This window comes from Plesiocystis pacifica SIR-1 (genome assembly GCF_000170895.1).
Taxonomy (GTDB): Bacteria; Myxococcota_A; Polyangia; order Nannocystales; family Nannocystaceae; genus Plesiocystis; species Plesiocystis pacifica.
The window spans coordinates 20,672-46,875 of sequence record NZ_ABCS01000068.1; the positions used below are offsets into that span (position 1 = coordinate 20,672).

At 72.6% G+C, this 26,204-nt stretch carries 22 protein-coding genes and 1 pseudogene; 8 read left to right on the plus strand and 15 right to left on the minus strand.

Going from position 1 to position 26,204, the window contains the following annotated elements; all coding sequences use genetic code 11:
- Window positions 1-4 precede the first annotated feature (4 nt).
- Genes cobT through PPSIR1_RS27910 form a run of 3 tightly spaced genes read right to left on the minus strand, consistent with a single transcriptional unit; the run spans window position 5 to window position 3,107 of the window.
- Complete coding sequence (gene cobT / locus PPSIR1_RS27900; protein ID WP_198154631.1) at window positions 5-1,105, minus strand: nicotinate-nucleotide--dimethylbenzimidazole phosphoribosyltransferase; 1,101 nt, start codon at window positions 1,103-1,105, stop codon at window positions 5-7.
- 44 nt (window positions 1,106-1,149) lie between these two features.
- Window positions 1,150-2,271, minus strand: a complete 1,122-nt coding sequence (locus PPSIR1_RS27905) for a hypothetical protein (RefSeq protein ID WP_157596052.1) — start codon at window positions 2,269-2,271, stop codon at window positions 1,150-1,152.
- Window positions 2,272-2,327: 56 nt separating this feature from the next.
- Complete coding sequence (locus PPSIR1_RS27910; RefSeq protein ID WP_006974553.1) at window positions 2,328-3,107, minus strand: class I SAM-dependent methyltransferase; 780 nt, start codon at window positions 3,105-3,107, stop codon at window positions 2,328-2,330.
- 114 nt (window positions 3,108-3,221) lie between these two features.
- On the opposite strand from PPSIR1_RS27910, the gene PPSIR1_RS44005 reads away from it, so the two are divergent.
- The 4 genes and pseudogenes from PPSIR1_RS44005 to PPSIR1_RS46635 all read left to right on the plus strand — a co-directional run.
- Entirely contained in the window at window positions 3,222-4,877 is a 1,656-nt protein-coding gene (locus tag PPSIR1_RS44005; RefSeq protein ID WP_006974554.1) for a serine/threonine protein kinase, read from the plus strand.
- Between the two features lie 75 nt (window positions 4,878-4,952).
- The gene (locus PPSIR1_RS27920) at window positions 4,953-5,924 is read left to right on the plus strand and encodes a bestrophin family protein (RefSeq protein WP_006974555.1); all 972 of its coding nucleotides are present in this window, start codon (window positions 4,953-4,955) and stop codon (window positions 5,922-5,924) included.
- A complete protein-coding gene (locus PPSIR1_RS27925; RefSeq protein ID WP_006974556.1) occupies window positions 5,921-6,187 on the plus strand; it encodes a peroxiredoxin family protein in 267 nt (88 codons plus the stop codon). The genes PPSIR1_RS27920 and PPSIR1_RS27925 overlap by 4 nt, the downstream gene beginning before the upstream one ends.
- Window positions 6,188-6,199: 12 nt before the next feature.
- A pseudogene (locus PPSIR1_RS46635) lies at window positions 6,200-6,526 on the plus strand (peroxiredoxin family protein); the annotation flags it as partial.
- 180 nt (window positions 6,527-6,706) lie between these two features.
- Here the strand turns inward: PPSIR1_RS46635 and PPSIR1_RS27930 are convergent.
- From PPSIR1_RS27930 to PPSIR1_RS27940, 3 genes are read right to left on the minus strand one after another with little or no spacing between them, the layout of a single operon-like run.
- On the minus strand, window positions 6,707-8,308 hold the full coding sequence (locus tag PPSIR1_RS27930) for a B12-binding domain-containing radical SAM protein (protein WP_006974558.1): 1,602 nt from the start codon (window positions 8,306-8,308) through the stop codon (window positions 6,707-6,709).
- Window positions 8,305-9,408 (minus strand): alpha/beta hydrolase, encoded by a 1,104-nt coding sequence (locus PPSIR1_RS27935; RefSeq protein WP_006974559.1) that lies wholly within the window; start codon window positions 9,406-9,408, stop codon window positions 8,305-8,307. The genes PPSIR1_RS27930 and PPSIR1_RS27935 overlap by 4 nt, the downstream gene beginning before the upstream one ends.
- A gap of 32 nt (window positions 9,409-9,440) precedes the next feature.
- Entirely contained in the window at window positions 9,441-10,538 is a 1,098-nt protein-coding gene (locus tag PPSIR1_RS27940; RefSeq protein ID WP_006974560.1) for an alpha/beta hydrolase, read from the minus strand.
- A 105-nt stretch (window positions 10,539-10,643) separates the two neighbouring features.
- Here PPSIR1_RS27940 and PPSIR1_RS27945 point away from each other — a divergent pair, with 105 nt between their 5' ends.
- Entirely contained in the window at window positions 10,644-12,524 is a 1,881-nt protein-coding gene (locus tag PPSIR1_RS27945) for a serine/threonine-protein kinase (protein ID WP_006974561.1), read from the plus strand.
- Window positions 12,525-12,576: 52 nt separating this feature from the next.
- On the plus strand, window positions 12,577-13,167 hold the full coding sequence (locus PPSIR1_RS27950) for a hypothetical protein (protein WP_157596053.1): 591 nt from the start codon (window positions 12,577-12,579) through the stop codon (window positions 13,165-13,167).
- A gap of 163 nt (window positions 13,168-13,330) precedes the next feature.
- Here the strand turns inward: PPSIR1_RS27950 and PPSIR1_RS27955 are convergent, their stop codons facing one another.
- From PPSIR1_RS27955 to PPSIR1_RS27985, 7 genes are all read right to left on the minus strand, one after another.
- Window positions 13,331-14,404, minus strand: coding sequence for a metallophosphoesterase (locus PPSIR1_RS27955; RefSeq protein WP_006974563.1), 1,074 nt, complete (start codon window positions 14,402-14,404; stop codon window positions 13,331-13,333).
- 101 nt (window positions 14,405-14,505) lie between these two features.
- Window positions 14,506-15,324, minus strand: coding sequence for a hypothetical protein (locus tag PPSIR1_RS49600; RefSeq protein ID WP_198154632.1), 819 nt, complete (start codon window positions 15,322-15,324; stop codon window positions 14,506-14,508).
- A gap of 216 nt (window positions 15,325-15,540) precedes the next feature.
- Window positions 15,541-16,362, minus strand: a complete 822-nt coding sequence (gene tsaB / locus PPSIR1_RS44010) for a tRNA (adenosine(37)-N6)-threonylcarbamoyltransferase complex dimerization subunit type 1 TsaB (protein WP_157596054.1) — start codon at window positions 16,360-16,362, stop codon at window positions 15,541-15,543.
- Window positions 16,363-16,373: 11 nt separating this feature from the next.
- Window positions 16,374-18,263 (minus strand): amidohydrolase, encoded by a 1,890-nt coding sequence (locus PPSIR1_RS27970; RefSeq protein ID WP_157596055.1) that lies wholly within the window; start codon window positions 18,261-18,263, stop codon window positions 16,374-16,376.
- A gap of 67 nt (window positions 18,264-18,330) precedes the next feature.
- Complete coding sequence (locus PPSIR1_RS27975; protein WP_006974567.1) at window positions 18,331-19,875, minus strand: aryl-sulfate sulfotransferase; 1,545 nt, start codon at window positions 19,873-19,875, stop codon at window positions 18,331-18,333.
- A gap of 105 nt (window positions 19,876-19,980) precedes the next feature.
- Window positions 19,981-22,065, minus strand: a complete 2,085-nt coding sequence (locus tag PPSIR1_RS44015; protein WP_006974568.1) for a S8 family peptidase — start codon at window positions 22,063-22,065, stop codon at window positions 19,981-19,983.
- Between the two features lie 58 nt (window positions 22,066-22,123).
- Window positions 22,124-23,005, minus strand: a complete 882-nt coding sequence (locus PPSIR1_RS27985; RefSeq protein ID WP_006974569.1) for a lysophospholipid acyltransferase family protein — start codon at window positions 23,003-23,005, stop codon at window positions 22,124-22,126.
- Window positions 23,006-23,214: 209 nt separating this feature from the next.
- Here PPSIR1_RS27985 and PPSIR1_RS27990 point away from each other — a divergent pair, with 209 nt between their 5' ends.
- A complete protein-coding gene (locus PPSIR1_RS27990) occupies window positions 23,215-24,492 on the plus strand; it encodes an FG-GAP repeat domain-containing protein (RefSeq protein WP_006974570.1) in 1,278 nt (425 codons plus the stop codon).
- Between the two features lie 14 nt (window positions 24,493-24,506).
- Window positions 24,507-25,262, plus strand: coding sequence for a hypothetical protein (locus PPSIR1_RS44020; protein ID WP_006974571.1), 756 nt, complete (start codon window positions 24,507-24,509; stop codon window positions 25,260-25,262).
- On the opposite strand, the gene PPSIR1_RS27995 is transcribed toward PPSIR1_RS44020, so the two are convergent.
- Complete coding sequence (locus tag PPSIR1_RS27995) at window positions 25,232-25,681, minus strand: DUF6691 family protein (protein WP_006974572.1); 450 nt, start codon at window positions 25,679-25,681, stop codon at window positions 25,232-25,234. The genes PPSIR1_RS44020 and PPSIR1_RS27995 overlap by 31 nt on opposite strands.
- Window positions 25,678-26,115, minus strand: a complete 438-nt coding sequence (locus PPSIR1_RS28000) for a YeeE/YedE family protein (protein WP_006974573.1) — start codon at window positions 26,113-26,115, stop codon at window positions 25,678-25,680. Before PPSIR1_RS28000 ends, PPSIR1_RS27995 begins: the two co-directional genes overlap by 4 nt.
- Between the last annotated feature and the right edge of the window lie 89 nt (window positions 26,116-26,204).

Genomic DNA, 26,204 nt, shown 5'->3' on the forward strand with positions numbered 1-26,204 from the left:
GCCGTTAGCCGTCGTGGACGGCGCCGCGGTCGTCGACCGCCGCCTCGGCGAAGGTCGCCATCTCGCGCTGGGCAGCGGCGGCGGCTCGGATCAGCGGGATGGCCACGAGCGCGCCCGTGCCCTCGCCCAGGCGCATGTCGAGCTCGAGCAAAGGACGCAGGCCGAGGCGCTCGAGGAGGGCGCGGTGGCCCGGCTCGGCGGAGCGGTGGGCGGCGAACAGGTAGCCGAGCAGGGCCGGCTCGATCGTCGCGGCCACGGCCGCGGCGGCAGCGGTGATGAAGCCGTCGACGACGACGGCGAGGCCCCGGCGGGCGGCCCCGAGGCAAAGGCCGACCAGCGCGGCGAGCTCGAGGCCGCCGACGCGCTCGAGGACGCGGACGGCCGCGTCGGCGTCGTCGCTGGCGAGGGGGGCGTCGCGCGCGAGCTCGTGGCGGGCGAGGGCGGCCTCGACCACGGCGACCTTGCGCGCGAGGCCCTCGGCGTCGAGGCCGGTCCCGGGCCCGACCACCTCTCGCGGCGGGCGGCCGGTGAGCGCGGCGGTGATCGCCGCGGCGCTGGTCGTGTTGCCGATGCCGAGCTCGCCCAGGGCCACGAGGGTCGAGCCGGCCTGGGCCGCGCGCGCGGCCGCGGCCTCGCCGAGCTCGAGGGCCGCGGCGCGCTCGCTGGCGGTCATCGCCGGCGCGTCGAGGAAGTCGCGGGTGCCTCGCGCGATGGGGGCGTGCACGTAGCTCAGCGCAGCACCTTCGAATGCCGCGGGCGCGTCGGCGTCGACCCCCGCGTCGATGAGCTCGAGCTCGACCTGGACTGCGCGGCTCAGGGCGTTGACCGCCGCGCCGCCGGCCAGGATGTTGGCGACCATCTGCCCGGTCACCGTCCGCGGGTAGGGGGACACGCCGCGGCTTCGGGTCACGCCGTGGTCGGCCGCGAACAGGCACAGGCGCGGGGCGTGGACCTCGACGGCGACGCGACCCTGGATGGCCGCGAGCTGGGCGGCGATGGCCTCGAGGCGGCCGAGGCTCCCGGGCGGCTTGGTCAGCTGGTCCTGGTGGGCGCGGGCGCGGGCGCGGGCGGACTCGGACACCGGCGGGATGGGAGGGGCGGGCACGGGGCCCACTTGCCACGTCTCGAGTCGGGCTTCAACCAGTAGTGTCAGCCTGGCGTCGCCATGACCAGGCTCAGGGCGCGCAGGAAGGCCCAGGCCTCGCGCGCCAGATCGTCGGGCAAGCCCTCGGTGGCCGAGTGGGCGAGCATCGCCGTGACCGTGACCTCGAGGCGCGGCGCGACGATGCGCTCGGCGAGGCCCAGGGTCTCGGTGAAGGGGCTCAGGGTGTCGTCGCGCCCGTGCATCAGGAACACCGGGATGTCGAGCTCGAGGCGATCGGGGAGGGTCAGGAAGGGGTCGACGCGGCGCCCGACGGTGCCGATCCGGGCGCCCCACTCGCGAGCGCGGCGGCGCAGCTCGGGGCTGTCGCGCGCGCGCGGATCGAGGACCGGCGCGAACAGGTCGAAGAGCGGGAGGTGCTCGGGGTCGAGCTCGGCGCGGCGGGCCTCGAGGTAGGCGCGCATCTGCGGCCCCCAGGTCTCGAGGTTGTGGTCGCCGCAGTACTGGGCCAGGTCCCGGAGCGCGTCGATGAGGACGCGGCGCTCGGCGTAGTCGGCGAGGTGGGGCATGTAGTTGGCCGCGAGCACCCACAGGCCGTAGCTGTCCGGGAGCAGGGAGTGGTCGCGACCTCGGTGCTCGAAGCGGCCGGTCATCATGAATTCGGTGGCGGACTCGAGGCCCTTGTAGCCGCCGAAGGAGGTGACGCTGGCCAGGCGCCCCCGCGCCGCGGGCTCCGAGGCCACGCGCACGGCCTGGGCCCCGCCAAAGCTAAAGCCCATCAGGCCCGGGCGGCCGTCCACGCGGGGGTCGGCCTCGAGGGCCGCGAGCGCGGCCAAGACGGCGTCGCCGGTGCGGTGCGGGGCGAACTGGAGGCGGGTCCACTCGGGCACCTCGGGGACCATGACCGTCGCGCCCGTGGCCGCGACGGCGCGGGCGAGCTTGATCAGCGAGGGGTGGTGGCGCCCGGGGCTGGCGAGGCCGTGGAGCAGGATCCACCCGGGTCGTCCGCCCCGGCGCCCGCGCGGCGCGTGGTGGTAGCGCGTGGCCGCGAGGGGCTCGTCGCGCTCGGACTCGGGCGCGGGCGCGAGCTGCAGCTCGCGGACCTCGAGGGAGGCCCCGGGCTTGGTCCACTCGCGGACGAAGTGGGCCGCGCGGGTGTAGCCGATCACCGGCGAATCATAGCCAAAGCTGGGGCCGAGCCTGGGCTGGTCGAGCCACGGCGGCGTCAGGGGACGGTCGCGGCCGTCCACGCCCTGCACCGGTAGGGGACCTCGACGGGGCCGGGGAAGTCCGCGGCCAGCAGGGCCTCGAGCTCGGTGAGCAGCCCGGCCATGGCCTCGGGGCCCAGGGCCGCGTTGAGCTTGTTGTGGCTGCGCCACAGGTCCAGGAAGCGGGCGTGGTCGAGGGTCAGGACGTGGGGGACCTCGTCGACGACGGGCGCCTCGAAGTGGCCCGTCGAGGTCAGGAAGGCCGGCCAGTCCCGGGCCCGGTAGCCCTCGTCGAAGCCCGGGGTGAGGGCCTCGATGCGCGCCGCGGTGGCCAGCAGCAGGGGCGAGCGCTCGGTGTCGCGGATGTTCCACAGCGCGCTGAGGTGGCCGCCGGGTCGAAGCAGCCGGTGCAGCGCCGGCAGGGCGGTGCTCGCCTCGGCCCAGTGCAGGGCCTGGGCGGCGACCACCCAGCTCGCGCTCGCGGGTGCCAGGCCGGGATCGTCGAAGGTCCCTGCGGACCACTGGACCCGCTCCCCCCAGCTCGGGGCTCGCTCGCGCATGGCGGCGTTGGGCTCGACGGCGAGGACCTCGAGGCCCGCCTCGACGAGGACCTTGGTGAACAGGCCGGTCCCGGCGCCGATCTCGACGACCGGACCCGCACAAGCGTCGAGCTTCGCGCGCTCGACCAGACGCGCGACCATCGCGGCGGGGTAGGGGGGACGGGCGCGGGCGTAGGCGGCCGCTTGGGGGCTGAAGTCGCCGGGCTGGGTCGGCGGGGTCACCTCGGACGGAGACATGGACACAGCCTAGCGCGACCGCCCGATGAGACAGCCCAACGTGCCAGCCCAACGTGATGGGTGGCCTCGACGAGATTGAGAGCAGCGCCGCAGGGCGTGGTGTAGAGTCCCGACATGGCCGCTCCGTCCAAGAGCTCCCCGCCCGATCCGCTCATCGGCGTCGAGCTCTCCGGCCGCTACCGCGTCGAAAAGCGCCTCGGCAAGGGGGGAATGGGCTCGGTCTACCTGGTCGAGCACACCACCATCCGCAAGCGCTTCGCGGTCAAGGTGCTCGCGAAAAAGTACGCGAACAAGCCCGACCTGGTGCAGCGCTTTTTGCGGGAGGCCCAGTCGGCCTCGGCCATCGACCACCCCAACGTGGTCGAGATCAGCGACTTCGGCGAGACCCCGACGGGCTCGGTGTTCTTCGTCATGGAGCTGTTCGAGGGCGAGGACCTGCGCGCCATGCTGCGCCGGGAAAAACGGCTCGCGTGGCCGCGGGTGCGGCACATGATGATGCAGGTCTGCCACGCCCTCGAGGCCGCCCACGCCCAGGGCATCGTCCACCGCGACATGAAGCCGGACAACTGCTTCCGGATCACCCGCGGGCACGACGTCGACTTCATCAAGGTCCTCGACTTCGGCATCGCCAAGATCGAGGACAACGACGGCCAGGGGCTCACGCGCACCGGGGTCATCGTGGGCACGCCGACCTACATGGCGCCGGAGCAGGCCCGCGGCGAGGCCCTGGATCACCGCGCCGACATCTACTCCGTCGGCGTGATCATGTACGGGATGCTGTGCGGTCGCCCGCCCTTCAAGGGCAGCAACTACATGGAGACGATGACGGCGCACATGTTCGACGCGCCCAAGCCCCCGCGGGAGATGGCCCCGGGCGCCGAGATCCCCGAGGAGGTCGAGGCCATCGTGCTCAAGGCCCTGCAAAAAGACCCGGGGCTGCGCTTTCAGTCGATGACCGAGATGCTCGCGGCGCTCGAGGCCGTGGGCTCCGGGGCGGGGGCGGTCGAGGTCGTGACCGAGATGCTCGAGGCGCCGACCCTCGGGCCCACGCACTACGCCGGCCGCGACAGCCAAAACCGTCCGACGCGCCCGGGCATGAGCGCGGCCGAGGGCGAGGCCACGGTCGTCGAGTTCGACGCTCGCCGCCGCGCGCCGGAGGACGAGGACGAGGGCTCGGGCAAGCTGCTGTGGGTCGGCCTGGGCGGCCTCGCGCTGTCCCTGGTGGCCGGCGGGGCGCTGCTGTTCATGGGCGACCCCGCGACCGAAGCCGAGGCCGACGCGCCGACGCCGGTCGCCGCGGCCGAGCCCGCCCCGGCGGAGGCCGCCCCTGCGCCGCCCCCCGTCGCCGAGCCCAAGGCCAAGGCCGCCCCCGAGCCCGGCGCGCCGAGCATCGAGCTGGTGCTCAAGACCAACGTCGAGGCCGAGATCCTCGACGCCGCCGACGAGGCCACCTACGGCGTCGCCACCCCCGAGGGCGGGCGCATCGAATTCAGCGCTCGAACGAGGCGATCGCCCTGCTGCTCCGAGGGATACGAGGAGCAGGTGGTGGAGGTCATCCCCCAACCACGACGGCAAGCTGTTAGAGTTCGAGCTGACCAAGGCGAAGGGCAAGGGCGGCAAGGGCAAGGGCAAGGGCAAGGCCAAGCCAGTCGAGACGACGATCAAGCCCGAGAAGCTGGACCAAGGGGACCACAGCGAGGTCAAGAACCCCTTTCGCAAGTGAGTCGTGGACGTGGGGCAGGGAGGGGGTGGCGTCGTCCACGACGGTGAAAATAGGCATGGCCTGTGAAATGGTTCACAGGCCATGAGCCGAGCCGGCAAACTTGTTAGTGTCCCGGCCGCGACATGCTGATCCTCGATCGACGATCTTGGCTCGCCCAAGTCTTCCAGCTCCGCGGCACGACCCTCGCCGTGACCTGGAAGCGCGTGGGCGTGGCCTTCCTGGTGGCCGAGGGGGTGACCTACGCCTCGAGCCACCTCCAGGACTGGACCCCCAAGCTGACGCCGCTGGCCTTCTCGCTCATCGGCCTGGCGCTCTCGATCTTCCTGGGCTTTCGCAACAACACCAGCTACGACCGCTTTTGGGAGGGTCGCAAGCTGTGGGGGCGGATGGTCAACGTGTCGCGGACCTTCACGCGCCAGGTCCTGACCTTGGTCGGGCCGCGCATGGTCGATGAGGAGAAGAACCACGCCCTGAGCGCGGACGAGCGCGTCGAGCTGGACGCCATCCACCGCAAGCTGATCTTGGCCCAGGCGGGCTACGTGCACGCCTTCCGCCACCACCTGCGGGAAGAGGACGCCCTCGCCGAGCTCGAGGGCATGCTGCCGCCGGAGCTGGCGGCCGAGCTCGAGCTCGAGCTCAACCGGCCCATCGCGATCTTGCAGTGGATGGGCGACCAGCTCCGGGCGCTCTACGACCGCGGCTGGATCCACCCCATGCACCTGCCGGTGCTCGAGGACAGCCTCACGGAGATGACCGGGGTCCAGGGGGCCTGCGAGCGCATCAAGTCCACGCCGATCCCGGGCAGCTACACCGTGCTGATGCACCGCATCGTGCTGCTCTACTGCATCGGCTTGCCCTTCGGCATCGTCGATCAGGTCGGGGGCTGGACGCCCGTGGTCGTGACCCTGGTCGCCTACGCCTTTTACGGCCTCGAGGCCGTGGGTACGGAGATCGAGGACCCCTTCGGCAAGGACCCCAACGACCTGCCGCTGTCGGCCCTGTCGCGGATGATCGAGGTCAACCTGCGCCAGCGCCTCGGCCCGGACGAGGCGCTCCCGCCCTTGCTAGAGCCCGAGAACGGAGTGTTGCAGTGAAGCGTGAATCGACTCGAGGGGCCCTGCTCGGCGGCGCCCTGACCCTGCTCGTGGCCTGCTCGCCCCGACCGGGGACGGACGAGGGCGCGAGCCAACCGGAGCCCTCTGCCGACGAGCCCGAGCCCGACGCCGATGGCGACGCCGCACTCGGCGAGGCGCCTGCGTTCACCCTCGCGGACCACTCGGGGGCCGAGCACTCCCTCGACAGCCTGCTCGCGGGGGGCAAGCCAGCGGTGCTGGTGTTCTACCGCGGCCACTGGTGACCCCACTGTCGCAGCCAGCTCGGGAAGCTGGCCAGTCAGCGCGAGGCCCTCGAGGCCCGCGGCGTTCAGCTCGTCGGCATCAGCGTCGACTCCCAGGCCGACTCGGCCAAGCTCCACGCGCGCCTCGAGCTGAACTTCCCCCTGCTCGTCGACGCGGACGGGGCGGTGATTCGGGCCTACGAGCTGCTCGACACCAACAACGGTGAAATTTCCCTACCGGCGGTGGTGATCGTCGGGGCGGACCGGCAGATCGCGTGGCGCTACGTCGGGCAGAACCCCAAGGACCGCCCGGCCGAGGACCAGGTCCTCGAGCGCCTCGACGCGCTGCTTGGGGGCTGAGTGCTGTTTTGCCCCCGCAGGCATCTGAGGACCGGGGGCGCTTCGTCGCTCCGCTCCTCCGCTTTGGCTTGGTGGGCAATGGAGTTCGTGCCATTGAGAGGGCATGTGGTCGCCCCGCGCGAGCGGGGGCGTGGATTCGTTGACAGCCCCTGAGTCGTGAGGCATGCCTGAGGTCGAGGGCTAGCCGCTGGCGTGTCGGCGCTGGCGCTCGTTGGCGTCCCGAGCTCGGCCGCGGCCCGAGGCCTTGGGTCCCAGCGAGAGGTCCCCGAGCTGGGGCACGCCCTTGCCCCTGGCCTCGAAGTCCGGGGCCACGCAGCCTTCGTGGATCGCCTCGAGCGCGCAGCCGTGGACCTCGACCAGGAAGGCGCACAGGTAGCGGGCGCGGTTGATCAGCGAGATGGCGTGGACCCGGCCCGCGCGCGCGAACAGCCAGTCGGAGAAGGCCAGGGTCGCGGCGAAGGGGGAGCCGCGGCCGTCCACGCGCCACAGCTGGGCCATGGTCCGGGGCATGTCGCCGTGGTTCCAAAAGTTGTCCCAGACCTGGGCGAAGCGACGCAGGCGCTGCATGGTCGGGAAGTCGATGGCGTCGGTGCGCAAGATGGCGTAGGGCGGGCGCGGCTCGAACACGAGGCCAAAGGGCTCGGCGTGGCGGACGATGGGGGTGCCGCGCAGGCGCTTGAGCACGCCGACTTGGACCTCCTGCACGCCCGCGGCGATGAGCCGATCGAGGCCCGCGCCGAAGCCCTCGAGGTCCTCCCCGGGCAGGCCGATGATCAGGTCGGTGTGCAGGTGGACGTGGGCGCGCTCGCGCAGGAACTCGAGGTTGGCGAAGGTCCGGTCGACGCGCTGGCGCCTGGAGATGCGCCGCCCGACGGCGTCGTCGAGGGTCTGGATGCCGACCTCGAACTGCAGGCTGCCCGGGGGGAAGCGGGCGATGAGCTCGCGCAGCTCCTCGGGCAGGCGGTCGGGGACGAGCTCGAAGTGCAGGAAGAGCTCGGGGTAGCGCTCGAGGCGGGCGAGGAAGTGCTCGAGGATCGCCCGGCTGCGCGCGATGTCGAGGTTGAAGGTCCGGTCGACGAACTTGAGGTGCCGGGCGCCGCGCTCGAGCAGGCTGTCAAACTCCCCGAGCAGCGCCTCGAGGGGGAAGGCGCGGACCTTCTTGTCGAGGCTCGACAGGCAAAACTCGCAGCGGTAGGGGCAGCCGCGCGAGGCCTCGACGTAGACGACCCGGTGGCTCAGGTCGTGGTCGGTGTAGAGCGCGTAGGGCAGGGTGAGGCTGTCGAGGTCGGGCAGGCCCCCGTCGAGCACGCGGGTCAGCGGGCGGCGGCCGTCGAGCAGGCGGGCGCACAGCTCGGGGAAGGCCCGGTCGCCCTCGCCGGTGATCACGTAGTCGACCTGGGCCAGCCAGGGCTGCTCGTCGAGCTCGTGGCTGACCTCGGGGCCGCCGACGACGATGACGAGCTTGCGGGCCCCCGTCTCGGCCCCAGTATCGACGCGGCGGAGCAGCTCGACCAGGGCGCGGGTCTCCTCGACGTTCCAGATGTAGACCCCGAGGCCGAGGATGCGCGGGCCGGAGCGGGGGTCGCCGAGGGCCTCGAGCAGCGCCTCGGCGATGTCGAGGGGGCGCTGGAGGATGGTGAACTCGCGCAGCTGGGTGTGGGCGCGCAGCGGGCCCATGTTGGCCTGGAGGTAGCGCAGGCCGAAGGCGGCGTGGATGTACTTGGCGTTGAGGGTGGCGAGGACGATCGCGCCGGGGGCAGGGCTCGGGCTGTCCGCGCTCATCGAGGGCCTTCGCTCTCGCCGTGGATCAGCGGGCGCAGGTCGTCGGCGATCTCGCGCACGGCCTCGCGGGCCCGGGGCAGGGCGCCGGTCATGGTCACGAAGCCGTGGATCAGGGTCTCGTAGCAGCGCGCGTCCACGGCCACGCCGGCCTCGCGCAGGCGCCCGGCGTAGGCCTCGGCCTCGTCGCACAGGGGGTCGAAGCCGGCCGTGCGGACCAGCGCGGGGGGCAGGGCGGAGAGGTCCTCGGTGAGCAGCGGCGAGATGCGGGGGTCTTCGGCGTCGCGGCCCTCGCCGAGGTATTGGGCGACGAACCAGTCGGTGGTGCTCTTGTCGAGCATGAAGCCCCGGGCGAAGCGCTCTCGGGAGGGCAGCTGGGCGCGGCGGTGGGTCGAGGGGTAGATCAACAGCTGGGCCCGAGCTTGGCGGCCCCCGGCGTCGCGCAGCAGCACGCAGGTCGCGGCGCTGAGGTTGCCGCCGGCCGAGTCCCCGCCGATCACCACCCGCTGCGGATCGCCGCCGAGGGCCGGCAGGGGCCCCTGGGGATCGAGCAGCGCCCGGGCGCACGCGACCACGTCGTCGAGCCCGGCGGGGAAGGGGTGCTCCGGCGCGAGCCGATAGTCGAGGGCGAGGACCATGCAGCCCGCGCGCAGGGCCAGCTGGCTGCACACGTGCGCGTGGGTGTCGAGGTCGCCAATCACGAAGCCCCCGCCGTGGAGGTAGAGCAGGGTCGGCAAGGCGGCGCTCGAGGGCGCGGCCTTGGGCCGGTAGCGCCGGCCGGGTCGGGTCCCCTCGGCGCCGGGCAGGCGCAGGTCGTCGACCTCGACCTCGGGCAGCGCGGGCCGATCGAGGAGCCCGCCGTAGTCGCGGTAGACCGCGCGGGCCTTGGCCGGCGGGTGGCGCTCGATGTTGGTCATGCCCCCGGCGCGCATCAGCCGGAGCAGGGCGTGGGCGTGGGGGTCGAGCTCGGCGCCGCGCAGGTTGCGGGGCGGATCGCCAAAGCGCCGACGCAGGACCCGGCGGGGCTCGGCGAGGCCTCGGGCGACGAGGCCGACGCTGCGGTGGACGAGGGATTGGGCCAGACTGGGCGCGCGAGCAGACACGGGGGCGTATTGGGGGCGGACGGAGGTCGGGCTCAGGGGGTCACGCGGACGCCCTGACCATGGAGAGCATCGCGGAGGACGTCGCCGAGGTCCAACACGGCCTCGCGCGCGGCCGAGATCAACCCTCCCATGCTGTAAAAGCCGTGAATCAGGCGCTCGTGGCAGCGGTGGTCCACGGGGACGCCGGCCGCGGCGAGGGCTCGGGAGTAGGCGAGCCCCTCGTCGCGCAGGGGGTCGAAGCCGGCGGTGCGCACGATCGCCGGGGCGAGCCCGCTGAAGTCCTCGGCCAGCAAGGGCGAGGCCGCGGGGTCGTGGACGCGCTCGCGGGTGTCGAGGTAGAGGCCGTTGTACCAGGCGAGCTTGTCCCGGGAGAGCATGAAGCCCTCGGCGAACTCGTGGTGCGAGGGCGCGCCGTAGCGCAGGTCCGTGGCCGGGTAGAGCAAGCACTGCAGCCAGGGCTGAGGCTGGTCGCGGGCGCGCAGGCGATGGCAGACCAGGGCCGCGAGGTTGCCCCCGGCCGAGTCCCCGCCGATCGCGACCCGCTGCGGATCCACGCCGAGTTCGCGGGCCTGGGCGCGCAGGTGCTCAAAGGCCGCGCAGCCGTCGTCGATGGCCGCGGGGAAGGGGTGCTCCGGGGCCAGGCGGTAGTCCACGGACGCGAGCACGCAGCCGGCGACCTCCGCGAGGGTGCGGCACAGGCCGTCGTGGCTGTCGGGGCTGCCCGTCACGTAGCCCCCGCCGTGGAAGTAGACCAGCAGGGGCGGCAGCTCGCGGCGCCAGGGGCCGGACTCGAGGCGGGGTCGATAGACGCGCACCGGGACGCTTTTGCCACCCGCGGGCGGGGGAATCTCGAGGGGGTCGACGGCGGCCATCGCCCGCGGGCGGAGGTCGGCGAGCTGCGTGTCGCGCAACATCTCGCTGCGGGCCAGCTCCGGCGTCAAGTTGGCCAGCTTGCGCTCTCCGATGGCCGAGGACGCGACCAGCAGAGCTTGGAGCGAGACCTCGAGCTGGGCCCCGCGGTGGTTGAACACCGGCTCCCCGACCAGCCGGCGCAACGTCGCGCGGGGCAGGTCGAAGGCCGAGCGCGTCAGCCGGAGGGTCGGGCTCGCGGAGCTGTCATCGGCGGGCATGGACCCCGAGTGTGCCAACAATCGTCGCGTTCGCGTCGCCTCGGCGCGCGAGGTCGCGTGATCGCGCGACGAGTCTGATCGCGCGAGGCGTGTTAAGCTGCGGCCATGAGCCCCCGGGACGCCGACGGCCGGCGCGGCACGCAGGTGTGGATGGGCGGACCCATCCCCGCGACGCGCGAACAGGCCGAACAAGCGGAACAGGCGGAGCAGGCGGAACAGGCCGGGGCCAAGACCAAGCGCGAGCGGACCTCGAGCAAGCGCTGGGAGCCGGTCTCGGCTCAGCCGGCCCAGGCCGCGCCGGCACCCCCAGCCGCCCTCGCCCAGGCGCCTCAGATGTCTTCGGGTCCGGGCCGCGGCGGCTGGGTCCGCGTCGACCACTCCGTGCCCACGCCGCTCGCCTCGAAGCCGGCCTCGCCCCGGCCCAAGGCGCCCTCGGGCAAGCCCGCGGGCACCTGGGGCCCCGTGCCCGAGCACCTCGACCCGCGGGCGCTGCCCAATTCCACCCACCGCATCGGCGAGCGGATCGGCGACCGCTACCACCTCGAGCGCTTCCTCGGCCGTGGCCGACTCACGGAGACCTGGGCGGCGCTGCACGTCGACCTCGATCGCCCGGTGGCGATCAAGTTCCTCCACCCCAAGCAGCTCGGCGCGGGCGGGGGCGAGCGCTTGCTCGAAGAGGCCAGAAGCGTCGCGCGGATCCGTCACCCCCACGTCGTCGAGTTCAGCGACTCGGGCCGGACCGTCGGCGGCGAGCCCTTCCTGGTCATGGAGCTGCTCGAGGGCATGGCGCTGTCGACGGTGCTCGCGGCCCGCGGGAGCATGCCCTGGGCGCGGGCCGTCAACATCGCCAAGCAGGTCGCCGCGGCGCTCTCGGCCGCGCACCAGCAGGGGGTCATCCACCGAGACCTGCGCCCGGCCAACGTGTTTTGCGTCGACACCGACGAGGTCGGCGACTTCGTCAAGGTCGTGGACTTTGGCCTGGCCCGGCGCGGGCCCACGGACGACCCCAACGCCGACACGCCCGGCGAGTCCGTGGCCTACATGAGCCCCGAGCAGTGCCGCGGCGGCGTGCTCACCCCGCGCTCCGACGTCTACGCCCTCGGCTGCCTGATCTTCGCGATGATCACCGGGGACCCGCCCTTTCCCTTCACCGGGGACGCGGCCGCGGTCCGGCGCCGGCACGAGTCCGAGATGCCCAAGTTCCTCAGCGAGCGGGCGCCCCGGCAGTTCATCTCCGAGGAGCTCGAGGCCGTGGTCGCGCGCTGCCTGGCCAAAGACCCGAGCCACCGCTTCGCCGACACCGTCGAGCTGGGGGCCGAGCTCGGGCGCATCGCCCAGAGCGCGGCGGCGGCGAGCATCGCGGGGGCGCCGGTGATCCGCGAGGAGCCGGGCGCCGGCGACTCGGTGTCCTTGCCGATGAAGTTCTCGCGCCGGGACCTGAGCGAGGTCGCGGCCAAGGCGACGGCGGCCAAGCCCAAGGAGCCCGCCAAGGCCCCGGAGCAGGCGCGCGAGCCGGTCGCGCCCGCCAAGCCAAACAAGAAGTCTGGGGGTTTTGTGCGGACCGCGGCCGCGGCCATCGGCGTGGCCATCCTCGTCGGCGGGGCCGGGATCGGCATGTACCTGCTGGTGTCGAGGCTCATCGAGGACGTGGAGCAGCCGGCCTCGGCTGGACCGAGCGCGGATCCGTCTGGGGCGGCGTCCCAGCCCGACGCGGCCGAGCCCAAGCCGAGCCCAGGGGCCGAGGCGGCGCCGAGCGAGCCCGCGGCGGCGGAGCCCTCGCCCGAACAGCCGGCCGCGGCCGAGACCGGTGGCGCGCCCCAGCAGAGCGAGGCGCCCGCCAAGGCCGCGCCGGTCAAGGCCAAAAAGAGCGCGGCCTCGAAGGACGAAGCAAAAGATGCGCCCGCCGAAGCGAAGCCGAGCACGGCCCCGGACAGCAAGGCTAAAGGCGCGATCGGTCACGAGGACCTCGAAGACCCCTGGGGTTGAGGGCCGCGGGCGTAACTTCTCGGGCGGCCATCGAGAACCCGAGCATGCCGTGATGCCACGCCGACGCGCTCGCTCCCTGGTGGTCGTTTGGGCCGCCGCGCTCGTGTTCGCAGCGCCAGCGCGGGCCGCCGCCAAACCCATGGAGGCGGTCAGCGAGGCGCACCCGGGCCACCACCACGCCGAGTACCCCAACTTGCTCGGCGTTCGCGTGGGCTACCTGTCGATCCTCGCGCCTTCAGAAAAAGAGGGGGAGCGCGGCGTCGAGCTGCGCCCGGGCGTGTTCGCGGGGCTGTCCTACGAGCGCACGCTGATCCACGAGTGGCTGGAGCTCGAGGTCTCCGTGCCCCTGGCGGTGGTCTTCGCCGAGGACACCGAGCTCGCGCTGCCCATGGACCTGCACCTCAAAAAGCCCTTCCACCCCTCTCCGCGGGTCAGCCCCTACCTCGCCCTGGGGCCGACGGTGGACCTGACCGTCACGCCGGAGCTGCGCGCGGCCGTTGGGGCCTCGTTCGCGGTCGGGACCTACCTGTGGCCGACGCCCCGGGTGGGGGTCGACGTGGAGCTCGACTACAACCTCGTCGCCGAGGCGGGCCGGCCCGTGCACGAGCTGTTGTTTGCGGTGGGCCCGGTGTTTCGACTGTAGCCGGTGAGCCCTCGCAGACCCGAGGGACGGGCCCGCGAGTGGGCGCCTACTTCTCCTCGAGGCCAGCTCGGTTGTTGTGGAAGCCTGCGCGGGTCTTGGTTTTTGTCTGCATACCCGTTCGCTCGTCCGCCCGAGCGGCGCCCGGCACGGGCGATTCGCCCTGTCACGGGAGCCCCGCCCCCTCGGTTTGGAACAGCCGCTCGGCCCGCTCGGACGCCTCGCCAGTGTCGACGCCGTAGGCCCGCGCCGCGTCGACGATCGCCGCCGGGGTCGTCAGCTGCTGGCCGATGGACGCGGCATCGAGGGCGCCCGCGTGGCAGGCGAAGAGCAGCGAGGCGAAGGGCTCGGCGGCTACCTCTGCGCGGCGCGAGCGATCGTCAAAGCACGCCCGCAGCTGCTCACGTCGCGCGCCCACGCGGTCGAGGAGCGCGGGCACGAGGGCGTCGACCTCGGCGAGCCAGGCGTCGAGCGCGGCCGTGAACTGGGCGAGCTCGGCGTCGTCTGATCGGCGCGCGAGGGCGTCGCGCTCGCGTCGGAGCTTCTTGGCCGAGAACGTCGGCCAGGCCCGGCTGCGGAGCACGGCGACCTGCCAGCGCTGACGCTCCTGCGCCCAGTAGTCCCGCGCCGCGGGGACCGAGACGCGCTCGAAGCTCGGCAGCACGAGCGCGCTCAGGGCTTGGCCGTGGCAGGCCCCGGTGTCGAGGCCGTAGACCCGATCGTTCCACACGCGGATCGAGTCGCCGACGACGTGGTGCCCGAACACGATGGGCTTGTCGCCAGAGTAGAGCTCGGTCCAGTAGCGCTCGCCGTAGAGGCCCTCGAGGTGGCGGGTCCCGGAGGTCGTGCCCGCGAGCACGTCTTCGCGCTGCTCGGCCAGGGGCACGCCCGCCTCGAAGCCGCCGTGGACGATGATCGCGTCCGGGGTCTCGAGGAAGTAGGGCAGGGCCGCGGCCCACTGGCGAAAGGCCGCGTAGCGCGGGCCGAACTGAAGCCGGACGATCTCCTGGGAGTAGCTGAGCACGCCGCGGACGTGCTTGCGCTCGTGGTTGCCCATGAGCGCGACGGCGTTGTCCCGGGCGCGGAAGAGCTCCCACACGCCCACCGAGTCGGGGCCGCGGTCGACGAGGTCGCCGACGCTGATCACCCGGTCCTCGTCGCGCAGCTCGACGCGCTCGAGCAGGGCCTCGAGCTCGGCCAGGCAGCCGTGGATGTCCCCAATGACGATGTCTCGTCCCATGACGAAGCAGGGAGACACGGGGCCAGGCCATGGGCAAGGACAAAAGTCCGGACACGCCCAGGCGGGCTCGGCCGGACCGGTTCAGCTCAGCTCAGCCCAGCTCAAGGCGCGGGGACGTTGGCGCACACGCCCTGGCCCCCGCCGATGTTGGCGCAGTACTCGTACTCGCCGCACTGATCGTTGCCGCCGTCGGGGTTGCAGGGCGTGCGGCAGATCGGCAGGACCTCCGGAGAGGCGTGGCAGACCAGCCCCGGCGGGCACGAGGGGTTCTCGAGGTTGCAAAAGGGGCGACAGGTGCCCACGTCGGAGAGCGGGTCGTAGTCCGAGCAAAACAGCCCTGGGGCGCAGTCGTCGTGGATGATGTCGTCGGGGGAGCCGTAGTCGATCTCGCAGGACTCGAGGTGTTGCCCGGTTCCGGGGGCCAGGATCGACGCGCACACGTTCTCGAGGGGCGGCTGCCAGTCGCCGTTGACCAGGTACACGCTGCACTTGTGACCGCGGGGGCAGTCCTGGGCGTAGGGGTCGCAGGGCTGACCGTCGAAGGCGCCGCTCGTCCCGCCCGTGTCTTCTTCGCTGCTCTCGGTCGACTCGGACTCGGACTCGGACTCGGACTCGGACTCGGACTCGGACTCGGACTCGGACTCGGACTCGGACTCGGACTCGGACTCGGACTCGGACTCGGTGCTCTCGGTCGATTCGGACTCAGACTCGCTGCTCGATTCGGACTCGGACTCGCTGCTCTCTCTCGAGTCGGAGTCGGAGCTCTCGCTCGTGTCCGACCCGCCGCTCTCGTCCATGCCCTCATCGGCGCCGGTGCTCTCCCCCTCGCCGTCCTCCTCCCCGGGGACGCAGGCCCCGAGGGCTAGGGTCAGGCTCAAGCTCAGGACGAAGCCCGAGGCCCCGCCAATCGAATCCAACATTTTGATCATGGTTCAACTATAGCCGAGGCTCCCGCGCACTCGATGCCGGGCGCTGATGGCCGAACCGCGCTCCACCGGGTGCTCCCTCTGAGAGCCCTCGCGTGGCGTCCGAGACGGTCGAGTGGCGTGTGATGTCAGGCGGGGTGGTCTCGAAGGTGGTCTCCCGGGCCGGTCAACGTTCGGGCTCCGAGTCAGAGGGGAAGCGCGAGGCGTCGACTAGCCGTCGACGAAGGGGCTGCGGTAGGGCTTGCGCTTGGGCTTGTTGATGCCCATCTCGGCGTAGCTCTGGCGCAGGTAGGTCACGCCGAAGGCCCCTGGATCGACGGCGCCCGCGCGCGCCGGGCCGAGGGCGGCGAGGCTGGCCCGCCACAGACCCTCGGCGGTCGGCCCGGGGGCGAGCAGGGCCCGCTGGGCCAGGTCCTCGGGGAGCTGCTCGGCGTAAGGACCACAGCCGGGGCCGTGGACCCAGGGGGTCTCGCCAGCCTCGCGCAGCGCCGCCAGGGTCTCGTCGAGCTCTTCGATGAGCGTGGCGAGCTCGATGACGCGCTCGGGGCTGCGGGCCGTGATGGCCACGGCTTCAGGCGTTGGGCCGCCGAGGGAGAACAGCGCCCCGTAGACCTGCCTGCGCCGGGCGTCGAGGAGGGCGAGGACGTGGCCGGGCTGCCCCGGATCGAGCTGCGGACTCGAGGCCGCGAGGGCGGCGAGGGTCGAGACCGGGACGACCGGGATCCCCAGGCTCAGCGCGAGGCCCTTGGCCGTGGCCACGGCCACGCGGGTGCCGGTGAAGGTCCCCGGTCCGCGGCCGCAGGCGACGGTGGCCAGGTCGCGGGGGGCGATGCCAGCGGCGTCGAGGGCCGCGCGCAGGCGCAGGTGCAGGCGCTCGGAGGTCTGGTTGGCGCCGTCGGCCTCGGTGTCGCGGACGACGAGCTCGGCCCCCTCGGCGTGCACCCGGCCGAGGGCGACGCAGGTCTGGGGCGCGGAGGCGTCGAGGCAGAGCATCCAGCCCGCGCGCGTGGGAGGGGGTTGTCCGGCGCTCACAGACGCGGAGTCTACTGGCTGGGGGCCGCCGTGTCCTCCGCGGGGCCGTCGAGCCGCGCCTTTGGCGGGATGCGCAGCTCCACGCCGGCGACGTAGGTCCCGAGCACCTCGAGATCGGCGAGCTGCTTGGGCCGCAGCACCCAGGGGTCGGCGTCGAGGACGATGAAGTCGGCCCACGCCCCGGGCACCAGGGCGCCGAGGCGGCCCTCGGCGAAGCCCGCGAACGCGCCCTCGAGGGTCATGGCGGTGAGGGCCTCGTCGAGGCTCACGGCCTGGTCGCCGTAAAAGGGCAGGGCGCCCGGGTCGTAGCCGGGGTCGGTGGGCAAGCGGGTGCGGTTGACGGCGAAGTAGAGGGTCTCGACGGGGGTCCAGGGCTCGCCGGGGAGGTCGGAGCTGAAGATCAGGTGGGCGTCGGCGTCGAGGAAGCGTCGCCACGCGTAGGCTCGGCGCACGCGGGTCGGCCCGAGGCGCTGTTCGGCCCAGGCGCTGTCGCCCACGGCGTGGCTGGGCTGCATGCTGGCGATGACCCCGAGCCGCGCGGTCCGCTGGAAGTCGCGCTCGTGCATGACCTGGGCGTGCTCGAGGCGCCAGCGGTGGTCGTGGGCCGAGGCCCCGCCGTGGCGCTCGAGCACGCGCTGGTAGATGTCGAGGACCGTGGCGTTGGCCGCGTCGCCGATGCTGTGCACGGCCAGCTGAAAGCCGCGCTCGAGGGCGCCCTCGGCCAGGTCCTCGATGGCCCGCGGCGAGATGCGCTCGGCCGGGTGGGCCTGGTTGTGGGGGTCGTCGGCGTAGGGCTGGGCGAGCAGGGCGGTGCGCGAGCCCAGGGAGCCGTCGTAGAACACCTTGAAGCCCCGGGCGACGAGGCGATCGCGGGGGTCGACGATGGGCCCGCGCTCGAGGGCCTCGGCGACGAGCTGGGGGTCGTTGCCGTCGAGCAGGGTGTAGACGCGGATCGGCAGGCCCCAGTCGATGTCGCCGGGGGCGCTGGGGTCGAGCTGGATGGACAGGGTGGCGGGGTCGGTGATCAGGTCGCCGCTGAGGCCCTGGAGGGTGTCGAAGTCGCGCTCGGCCAGGCTCACGAAGGCGCGCAGGTCCTCCTGGCCCACGCCGGCCTCGTGGATCGTGGTCACCCCGGCGGCCGCCAGGCGCCACAGCGCGGCCGTGATCGCGGCCTCGCGCTGGGCGAGGTCGGGGGGCGGCACGCGATCGCGGACCAGGGCCTGGGCGCCCGCGAGCAGCACCCCGGTGGCGCGGCCCTCGGGATCGCGGAGGATGGTCCCGCCCGCGGGGTTCGGCGTGCGGGCGCCGATCGCCGCGCGCTCGAGGGCGGCGCCGTTGGCCAGGGTAGCGAAGCCGTGGCGGGAGTAGAGGACCACCGGGGTCTCGGGGAAGGCGGCGTCGAGCTCGGCCCGGTCGGGGTAGCCCCCGTTTGCCCACGCGCCCTCGTCCCAGCCCTGGCCGACGAGCCATCGATCACCGGTGGGGGCCGGCTCGGCGACGAGGCGCTCGACCATGCACGCGACGGTCTCGCACTCGCTCACGTCCACGCGCAGGGCGTCCATGCCCAGCTGGCGCGCGTGCGTGTGGGAGTCGATGATGCCGGGCAAGACCACGGCGCCGGGCAGGCGGATGACCGGCGCGCCGAAGTAGTTGCCCTGGATGTCCGCGGCGCTGCCGGTGGCGACGATCTTGCCCCCGGCGACGGCCATGGCCTCGACCCGAGGCGCTCGCGGATCGAGGGTCACGATGCCGCCGGGGTTGGCCTCGCCCGGGCCGGGCAGCACGTAGACGACGGGGTCCTGCGGCGGGCCCTGGCTCTGGAGGCCCGGGCCGTTGGCGCAGCCGAGGGCGCTCAGGCCTGCCAGGATCGAGAACACGGAGCCAGCGCGAGGGGTCGGCACGGGCCGCAGCTTAGCTCACTCGCCGGCTTCACTCGCCGGCTTCACTCGCCGGCTTCACTCGCCGGCTTCACTCGCTGCTTTGGCCCATCCACCGCGCCGTCGGGATCGCCCGGTAGCTGAACGAGTTGTTCGGCGTGTGCAGGGACCACACGGCCTGGGGGGAGGCCTCGGGGGCGAGCTCGCGGATCCGGGCGTGGGCGTCGGTGAAGGGATCGGCCGCGTCGGAGGCGAGCAGGGAGTCGAGCACCAGGTAGTGGCCACCCGGCATCAGCGCGACGCTGCTGGCGATGATCGACGAGTACTCGCCGCCGTCGTCGACCCACACTTGCGCCGCCGTCATCGCGTCCCGGTCGACGGCGTAGCGGACGACCCGCGAGCGCACGTCGATGGGCGCGTCGAGGGGATCGCCGATGTCGTTGTCGTAGAGGATGAGGCTGCCGTCGGCGAGCCACTGGGGCGAGTGTTGGTGCCAAAACCACGTCCCCTCGCTCAGCGCGAAGTCGCCGTCCGTGCCCATGCGCCAGGTGATCTCGCCGCTGCCCCGATCGACGGCGACGAGCCAGTCTTGGTGGCGCAGGCTGAGCAGGACCTCGTCGCGGGCCTCGTCGTAGATCAGCCCGTTGGCGTGGGTCCAGTCGTGGGAGGCCACGCCGGTCTCGGGGTTGGTGATCATGAACATGCCCCAAAAGTCGGGCAGCCGGCGGTGGACGTCGAGGTGGTCGAAGCTGTCCCACAGCCACACGCGCTCGCCCTCGGGGGTGAACTCGACGATGGTGTCGCCGGCGACCGGGAGCACGCCCTCGTCGCCGCCGTAGTCGATGTCCTGGAACTCCACGCCGATGGCTAAAAAGTTGCCGTTGGGGAGCTCGATGATGTCGTGGTGCAGGCCGGGGACGTCGAGGTCGGCGGCGCTGACGTGCATGCGCTCTTGGCCGAGCTCGTCGACGATCCGCGCGACGTTGCCGCGCAGGCTGAGCACGGTCCCGTCCGGGCGCAGGGTCAGCCCCGTCCACAGCTCGTCGATGTTGGCGCTCTCGGGCAGCTGCGAGTAGTGCCAGCGGGTCACGCCCTCGCGGTCGACGGCGAACAGGTTCTGGGGCTCGACGGTGAACAGCCCGGCGAGGTCGAAGATGACCTGGACGGTCTCGCTGTCGTCGGGGTCGACGGGCTCGACCTCGAAGGCCGGGATGAAGCCGGGCAGGGCGGGCTCGGTCATCACGGTGACGGGCTCGACGAGGTCGTGGCCGTCGGCGACGACGTGCAGCTCGAGGCCGTGGGCCGTGTCGGGGGCGAGGCCGCGGACGCGGACGCGGCGGAGCTCGTCGCCGGTGCTGGGCACGAGCTCGTGGCTGATGCCGGGGTCGTCGGGGTGGACGACGTGGATGGTCCCGAGCTGATTGCCCTCGTAGTGGGGGATGACCAGATCGATGACCAGCGGCGAGTTCGGGTAGACCTCGACCTCGATGGAGAGCTCGGGCTCGGTGTGGGCGTCCGCGGCCTCGTCGCCGTTGCCCTCGTCTTCGTCGCCCGTGTTGCAGGCCAGGGCGAGGAGCGGGGCGAGGGCGACGGCGATGGCGAGGTGAGGGGCGCGGGCAGGCGTGGTCGAGAGCATGGCTGGGAGCGGGCAGGGAGATGCCCGCGGGTAGGCCTCGAACGATGGCACCCCGAGCCGGCCTTCACCATGGGCCGGCGCACGCTCTGGCGAGACAGTCGGCGGTCAAGCCGAGCGCCCGGCGCGACGCCGGGACGCGGCCGCGCCCACGCACAGCAACAAAGCGAGGGAGGCGAGCTCCCGCGGCGAGCTCGGAGCGCTCACCGAGCAGCCCTTGCCGTCGTCGCCCTCCGACTGCCCGGCGTCGCCCGTGGCGTCGCCGATCTCGTCGGCGCTGTCTCCAGCGTCGCCCTCGTCCGCGCCGCTGTCCTCGGGCTCTTCCTGCCCGACGTGGAGGGTGACCAGCTCGGACTCCCCGACGTTGCCCCACACGTCCTCGGCGCGGGCGCGCAGGGTCCAGTCTCCTTCTGGAAAGGTCACCCCTTCGATGACGTAGGGCGGCTCGAGGCCCGTCCACGGCTGGAGATCCCCGGCGATCTCGATGCCCACGCTGGCGACGAAGGTCTCGTCGAGGGCCTCGATCTCGATGTCGGTCTCGAACGGGGCCTCGGGGATCCACACGTCGATCCCGGGCCCGGGCGCGGTGATGGTCACCGTCGGCGGGCCGACGTCCTCGACCTCGAGGGCCTGGAGGCCGTTGGCGATGTTGGGGAAGGGGCCGATGAAGTCGTCGGCGCCCGTGGGGATCGCGGTCTTGACCAGCAGGTTGCGCATGCCGAAGCCGTTGAGCGCGACGCCCTGCTGCTGGGCGTACTGGCTGATCACGACGACGGCGTTGCTGACCACCGGGACCGCGGAGCTCGTGCCGTTGAAGCCCCCGTTGTAGGCCTGGTTGTAGTCGTCGCCGTAGGCCTCGAAGGTCCCGCCGCCGAGGGTGAACACGTTCGTGCCCCAGCCCTGGATGTCGACCCGGGAGCCGTAGGTCGAAAAGCCCATCTTGGTGTGCTGGACCGTGGACGAGCCCGCGCCGACGATCAGCGCGCCGCTGTCTTCGCGCGCCATGTACTCCGCGTACTCGGGGGCGTCGAGGTTTTGGTTGCCGTTGCCCGCGGCCGCGACCACGAGGACGCCGGCGTCCGTGGCCGTGCGCGTGGCCATGTGCACGGCGGGGGCGTACTCGGCGGGGATGTAGGCCTCGGGCCCGTTGGGGCCGCCGATCTGCATCTCGTACATCAGCACGTCGCCGGGCTCGAACACGGACACCGCGGACAAGATGGCGGCGACGCGGCGCGAGCCGCCCTCGACGCTGAGCTCGGGGAAGGTGTGCAGCTGCGCCTCGGACACGCCGCCGGTGATGCCGTAGCCGTTGTTGCCGGCGGAGGTGATGCCGACGACGGCGGTGCCGTGGTCGAGGGAGTTGTCGTCGGGGGTCGGCGTTTGCCCGGGCTCGGGGACGACGCCCTGGTCGACGAGATCCTCGTGGGCCGTGTTCCAGCCGTACTCGATGTCGCCGAGGCGGATCCCCTCGCCGCGCAGGCCGATGGCCCAGGCCGCGTCCACGTCTACGCCAGGGTCGGGGCCGAGGTAGCCCTGGAACTCCTCGAGGTCTGGCGTGGTCGGGTCGATGTCCGCGGGCGGCGGGGTGTGGGTAGCCTCGACGGACACGAACTCGACGATCTCGAGGGCCTGGAGGCGCTCGCCGATCACCGCCCACTCGGGCCCCTGGGCCTGGTCGAGCTCGACGATGAGCAGGGCCGCGAAGTCGGGCTGGGTCCGGCCCGACTTCGCGCGGGCGCGGGCCTCGACGTCGGCGAGGGTCGCAGGGTCGAGGTCGACGGCGGGGCGCAGGCGCAGGTCGTAGTGCTCGACGACGGCCTGGGCCGCGGCCACGTCGTGGCCCTCCTCGGAGCGCAGCGTGCTCTCCCCGTCCACGCGCACCCGCGCGGCGTCGACGAATTTGACGGTCATCTGCCAGGTCAGCGGCGTGCCCTCGGCGTCGCGCTCGGCGGGGAGCTGGACGGGGACCTTGGCGTAGGGCTGGCGCGGGGTGAGCCCCGGCTGGGTCGGATCCCCGTCTTGGCACGCGGGAATCAGGCAGGTGTCGCGCTCGGCCGCGTCGGGGTTCGGCGCGGAGCGATCGTCGGGCTCGGCGGGGCCGACGGGCTGGCCCGGGCCGGGATCAGGGCTGCACGCGAGCGCGAGCGCGACGAGGGAAGCGGGGACGAGGTGGGCGGGCGTGGGCCTGCGCATCGGCCCAACTATACGGGCACGGAGGGCCGGACCCGCGCGGCCGCGAGAGTTTGCACCGTCACTCGGAGCTGGGCTCGGGCTCCGCCTCGTCCTGGCCCTGCTCTCGCCGGTGGCGCGCTCGCGCGTGTTCGCGCGCAGCCTCCAGGCGCTCCGCGAGCAGGTCGCGGATCTCGGCGGTGATGCTTCGCGAATCTCGCCCCGCCGTCTCGATGACGTCGAGCAGCTCGACCCGGAACAGTGGAACGCGTTCGGGCATGTCGTACCACTTGTCGCCCTTTTTGAGCACGGGCGGGTCGGACAGGATGAACATCGGAACGATGGGGACCCCGGCGCGTACCGCCGCCTCGGCCGCGCCGCGACGGAAGCGGCGCAGTCGCCAGGCCGGCGAGCGCGTACCCTCGGGGAACACCAGGACCGAGCGCCCGCTGCGGAGACGGTCGACGAAGATGTCGAGGACCGCGGTCACCCCAAAGCGCTGCTCTTCGGCCTCGGGACCCTTGAAGTCGCCGCTCGCCTCGAACACCCGGCGCATCGCGCCCGAGCGGTACAGCGCCGACTTCACCAGCACGACCACGCCCGGCATGCAGGCCTTGATGAACAGCACGTCGATGAGCGAGGGGTGATTGGCGACGACGACCTTGGGCCCGGGGGGCAACGCGGCGATGGCCTCGGGCGAGGGCAGCTCGTAGCGCATCAGGCCGAGGGTGGCCATGACGTCGACGGACACGCGGTAGGCCCGGACGAAGAAGTCGTCGAGCTGGGCCTGGGCCTCGTCGGCGGGCAGCTCGCGGAGTCGCCGACGCTCGAGCGGGAGGAGGATCCAGGCGATGACTTGCAGGCCTCCGTAGAAGAACAGGAAGGCGATGCCGGACAGGGGAATGCGGATGAAGCGGTGCACGGCGGGGAAGGGGATGCTTCCACGCAGGGCGGCGATGGCCAAGCGGCGGGGATCTCCTCCGACTTGGTGAGGGCGCGTTGGTTTTTGTGAATCGAGGTCGCGTGCGTTGAAAGCGCCGGTGGAAGGAGACCCCGGCGAGGCCTTGGTTTGCAGGCCTGGCTCCATCTTTCGCGTGCTCCGCGGGATTTTTCGCGTGATGCCGCATTGATCGATGCGATCATGTCTGGAGACACCCGGTCTGGAGTCCGCCCATGCCCCGCGTCGCAACGCCGTCGACCCCCGCCCTGATGCTTCTTCCCCTGCTGGGCCTGGCGCTGAGCGTCGGCGCCTGCAACCGCCTCGCGGACAGCGACTTCGAGGGCTTCGGCGACATCGGAGCCGAGGAGGAGGGCGAGGGCCTCGAGGGCGAGAACCCGGGCAGCGGCGGGGAGATCAGCGAGAGCTGCTGGGACGGCATCCCCCAGCCCGGCGAGTACTGCCAGGTCCAGGCCCCGGACCTCGACTCGGGCATCGACCCCTGCTCGCTCTCGGTCGCGGACTTCGACGACGACGGCCGGCCGGACCTGGCCGTGCCCAACTCCAACTGGCTCCTGCCCCCGGGCAGCGCCCACGTCAACAACGTCCTGCGCGGCTACGGCAACGGCGACTTCGCGCCGACCCAGGCCTACGACGCCGGGGCCGAGCTCCCCGTCGGGCTCGCGGCCGGCGACTTCGACGGCGACGGCGACCTCGACATCGCCACGGCCAACAACGAGGCCAACGCGGCCTTCTTGTCCTTCAACGAGGGCGGCATGGACTTCGGCCAGGCGTCCCAGACTTCCGTCGGGGCCGTGGCCAGCTCGATCTCCGCGGGCGACATCGACAACGACGGCGTCGACGACCTGGTGGTGACCACGCCCAGCGGCGTCGCGCTGATCCAAAACGGCCCCGGCGGCGCCGAGTGGATGACCACCCTGGATGTCGGCGGCGCGGCCATGCACGCCGAGCTCGTCGACATGGACCACGACGGCCGCCTCGACATGCTCGTCGCGGTCATGGACAGCTTCGGCGACGACGACTACGTCCGCATCTACCACGGCTTCGGCGACGGGAGCTTCCCCGAGTGGGTCGACCACCCGCTGTCTGGCAACCCCTGGTGGGTGGTCCCCGGCGACCTCAACATGGACGGCGACCTCGACCTGGTCACCGCCGACTACGGCAGCAACGTGGTCTCGATCCTGCTCGGCAACGGCCAGGGCGGCTTCTCCGAGCGCACGGAGATCGACGTGTGCGCCGGGCCGCAGTCCGTCGCCGTCGGCGACATGAACAACGACGGCGCCAACGACATCGTCGTCGGCTGCATGGACGGCGACGAGGTCCAGATGTGGCTGCAGATCGAAGGCGGCGAGTTCGAGCTGACGCGCTGGTGGGCCACGGGCCTGCAGCCGGTCTCGGTCCAGCTCGCCGACCTCAACCTCGACGGCGCGCTGGACGTGGCCTGGGCCAACCAGTACAGCAACACCGTCGGCATGGCGCTGTCCCACCCCTGAGCTCGGCGCGCCCCTTGGAGGAGACGCGTCGGCTCGAGGCCCTCGACGAGGCCGTGCCCTTCGTGGGCGCGGTCCGCCGGGTCGAGCGGGGCGAGGCGTCCATCGAGGAGCCGGCGATGATCCTGCGCGCGAACATGGAGCGCTTCGGGCTGTTCTTGTTCGGGCCGTTCAGCGGCGGCAACTTCCCGCCCGAGGGCACGCTGCGCGACGACGCCGACGGCATGCGGCTGAGCGAGTACCTCGAGCAGCTCGCGCGGACCCTCGCCCGGAGCGCGGGGCTGCCCCTCGGCCCGACGAGCGTGCCCGGGAACGCGGCGGGCTACCTCGGGCCCCTCGGCTTCGCGCGCTCCGACGAGGACGAGCCCGACTACTGGGCGTCCTCGAACTTCGAGGCCCACGAGCACGACAAGCTGTTCCCCTTCCTGTCGGCGACGATGCTGCTCATCGAGGGCACCGCGTTCACCAACGACGTCGCCGTGTTCGCCGGGGCGCCCGGCTTTGCCGACCCGACCCTGTGGGAGTTTGGCGGGGCCTGGTCGCAGCGAGGCTGGGGCCAGACCCTGGCCGAGTGGGCCGCGTGGGCGGGCTGGGTCCACGGCAGCGGTCGGCCCCTGACCTACGTCGACTTCTACATCGGCGGGGCCGGGGGCGTGCCGGACTACTCGTCCTTCGTGGCGACGGCCCGGCGGAGCATCGCCGAGGTCTCGCGCCAGCTGTGGGCTGAGGCCAGCTTGCCCGCTCAGCTCCTGGCCGAGGGCTTGCGCGCGTAGAGGAACATGCCGGCGAGCAGGCCGATGACGAACACGATCGCCGCCGGGGCGCCGCTGACCACGGACACGAGCCCGGGCCCGGGGCAGTAGCCGCCCGCGCCCCAGCCGAGGCCAAAGAGCACGGCGCCGAGGATCAGGGGTCGGTCGATGGTCTTGTTGGTGGGCACGCGGCAGGGGCCGCCGAGCGCCGGCTGGGCCTGCATGCGCCGCTGGTAGAGGGCGTGGGCCGAGGCGTAGACCGCGATCGCGCCGACCATGACGAAGGCCAGGCTCGGGTCCCAGGTGCCGTCGGCGAGGCCCCCGAGGTCGAGGAAGGCGAGCACCACGTTGGCGTCGGTCATCCCGGCCAGGCCGAGGCCGAGGGCGAACAGCAAGCCGGCCGCGCCGGCGATGAGCGTGCGCTTTTGGTCGGCGCTCACGAGCCCACCCCGATCATCGACAAGAGCGTGGCCGAGACCGCGCCGGCGGCCATGAAGGCCAAGGTCGCGGCGAACGAGCGGCGGGAGCGACGGCTCAGCCCGCACACGCCGTGGCCGCTGGTGCAGCCGTTGCCCATGCGCGTGCCGTAGCCGACGACGAGGCCGGCGAGGCCGACGAGGGCGAGGGGGCGACCGACGGGGGCCGCGATGGCCGCGGGGAAGGCGAGGCTGAGGATGAGCCCGCCGAGGGCGATGCCGGCGAGGAAGGCCAGGCGCCAGCGCTCGGGGCGAGGCTCGAGGCTGCCGCCGACGATGCCGCTGATGCCGGCGATGCGGCCGTCCGTGAGGAGCATGAGCGACGCGGCCAGGCCGATGAGCGCGCCGCCTGCGATGGGCGCTGCGACGCCCGCGAGTGTGAGCTGTGCGAGGAGCATGGAGACCTCCTTGAAGGGGAGTCGGGGCCGGCGTCGTTGGGGGGGCGCCGGTCTCGGGAGGTGAGAGCCGCGGCCTCGAGAAAGGGTTC

Coding starts and splice junctions, on each gene's coding strand:
- PPSIR1_RS27910 (WP_006974553.1), bottom strand. CDS start 3,107: ATGTCTCCGTCCGAGGTGACCCCGCCGACCCAGCCCGGCGACTTCAGC.
- PPSIR1_RS44005 (WP_006974554.1), top strand. CDS start 3,222: ATGGCCGCTCCGTCCAAGAGCTCCCCGCCCGATCCGCTCATCGGCGTC.
- PPSIR1_RS27920 (WP_006974555.1), top strand. CDS start 4,953: ATGCTGATCCTCGATCGACGATCTTGGCTCGCCCAAGTCTTCCAGCTC.
- PPSIR1_RS27930 (WP_006974558.1), bottom strand. CDS start 8,308: ATGAGCGCGGACAGCCCGAGCCCTGCCCCCGGCGCGATCGTCCTCGCC.
- PPSIR1_RS27940 (WP_006974560.1), bottom strand. CDS start 10,538: ATGCCCGCCGATGACAGCTCCGCGAGCCCGACCCTCCGGCTGACGCGC.
- PPSIR1_RS27945 (WP_006974561.1), top strand. CDS start 10,644: ATGAGCCCCCGGGACGCCGACGGCCGGCGCGGCACGCAGGTGTGGATG.
- PPSIR1_RS27950 (WP_157596053.1), top strand. CDS start 12,577: ATGCCACGCCGACGCGCTCGCTCCCTGGTGGTCGTTTGGGCCGCCGCG.
- PPSIR1_RS27955 (WP_006974563.1), bottom strand. CDS start 14,404: ATGGGACGAGACATCGTCATTGGGGACATCCACGGCTGCCTGGCCGAG.
- PPSIR1_RS49600 (WP_198154632.1), bottom strand. CDS start 15,324: ATGTTGGATTCGATTGGCGGGGCCTCGGGCTTCGTCCTGAGCTTGAGC.
- PPSIR1_RS27975 (WP_006974567.1), bottom strand. CDS start 19,875: ATGCTCTCGACCACGCCTGCCCGCGCCCCTCACCTCGCCATCGCCGTC.
- PPSIR1_RS44015 (WP_006974568.1), bottom strand. CDS start 22,065: ATGCGCAGGCCCACGCCCGCCCACCTCGTCCCCGCTTCCCTCGTCGCG.
- PPSIR1_RS27990 (WP_006974570.1), top strand. CDS start 23,215: ATGCCCCGCGTCGCAACGCCGTCGACCCCCGCCCTGATGCTTCTTCCC.
- PPSIR1_RS28000 (WP_006974573.1), bottom strand. CDS start 26,115: ATGCTCCTCGCACAGCTCACACTCGCGGGCGTCGCAGCGCCCATCGCA.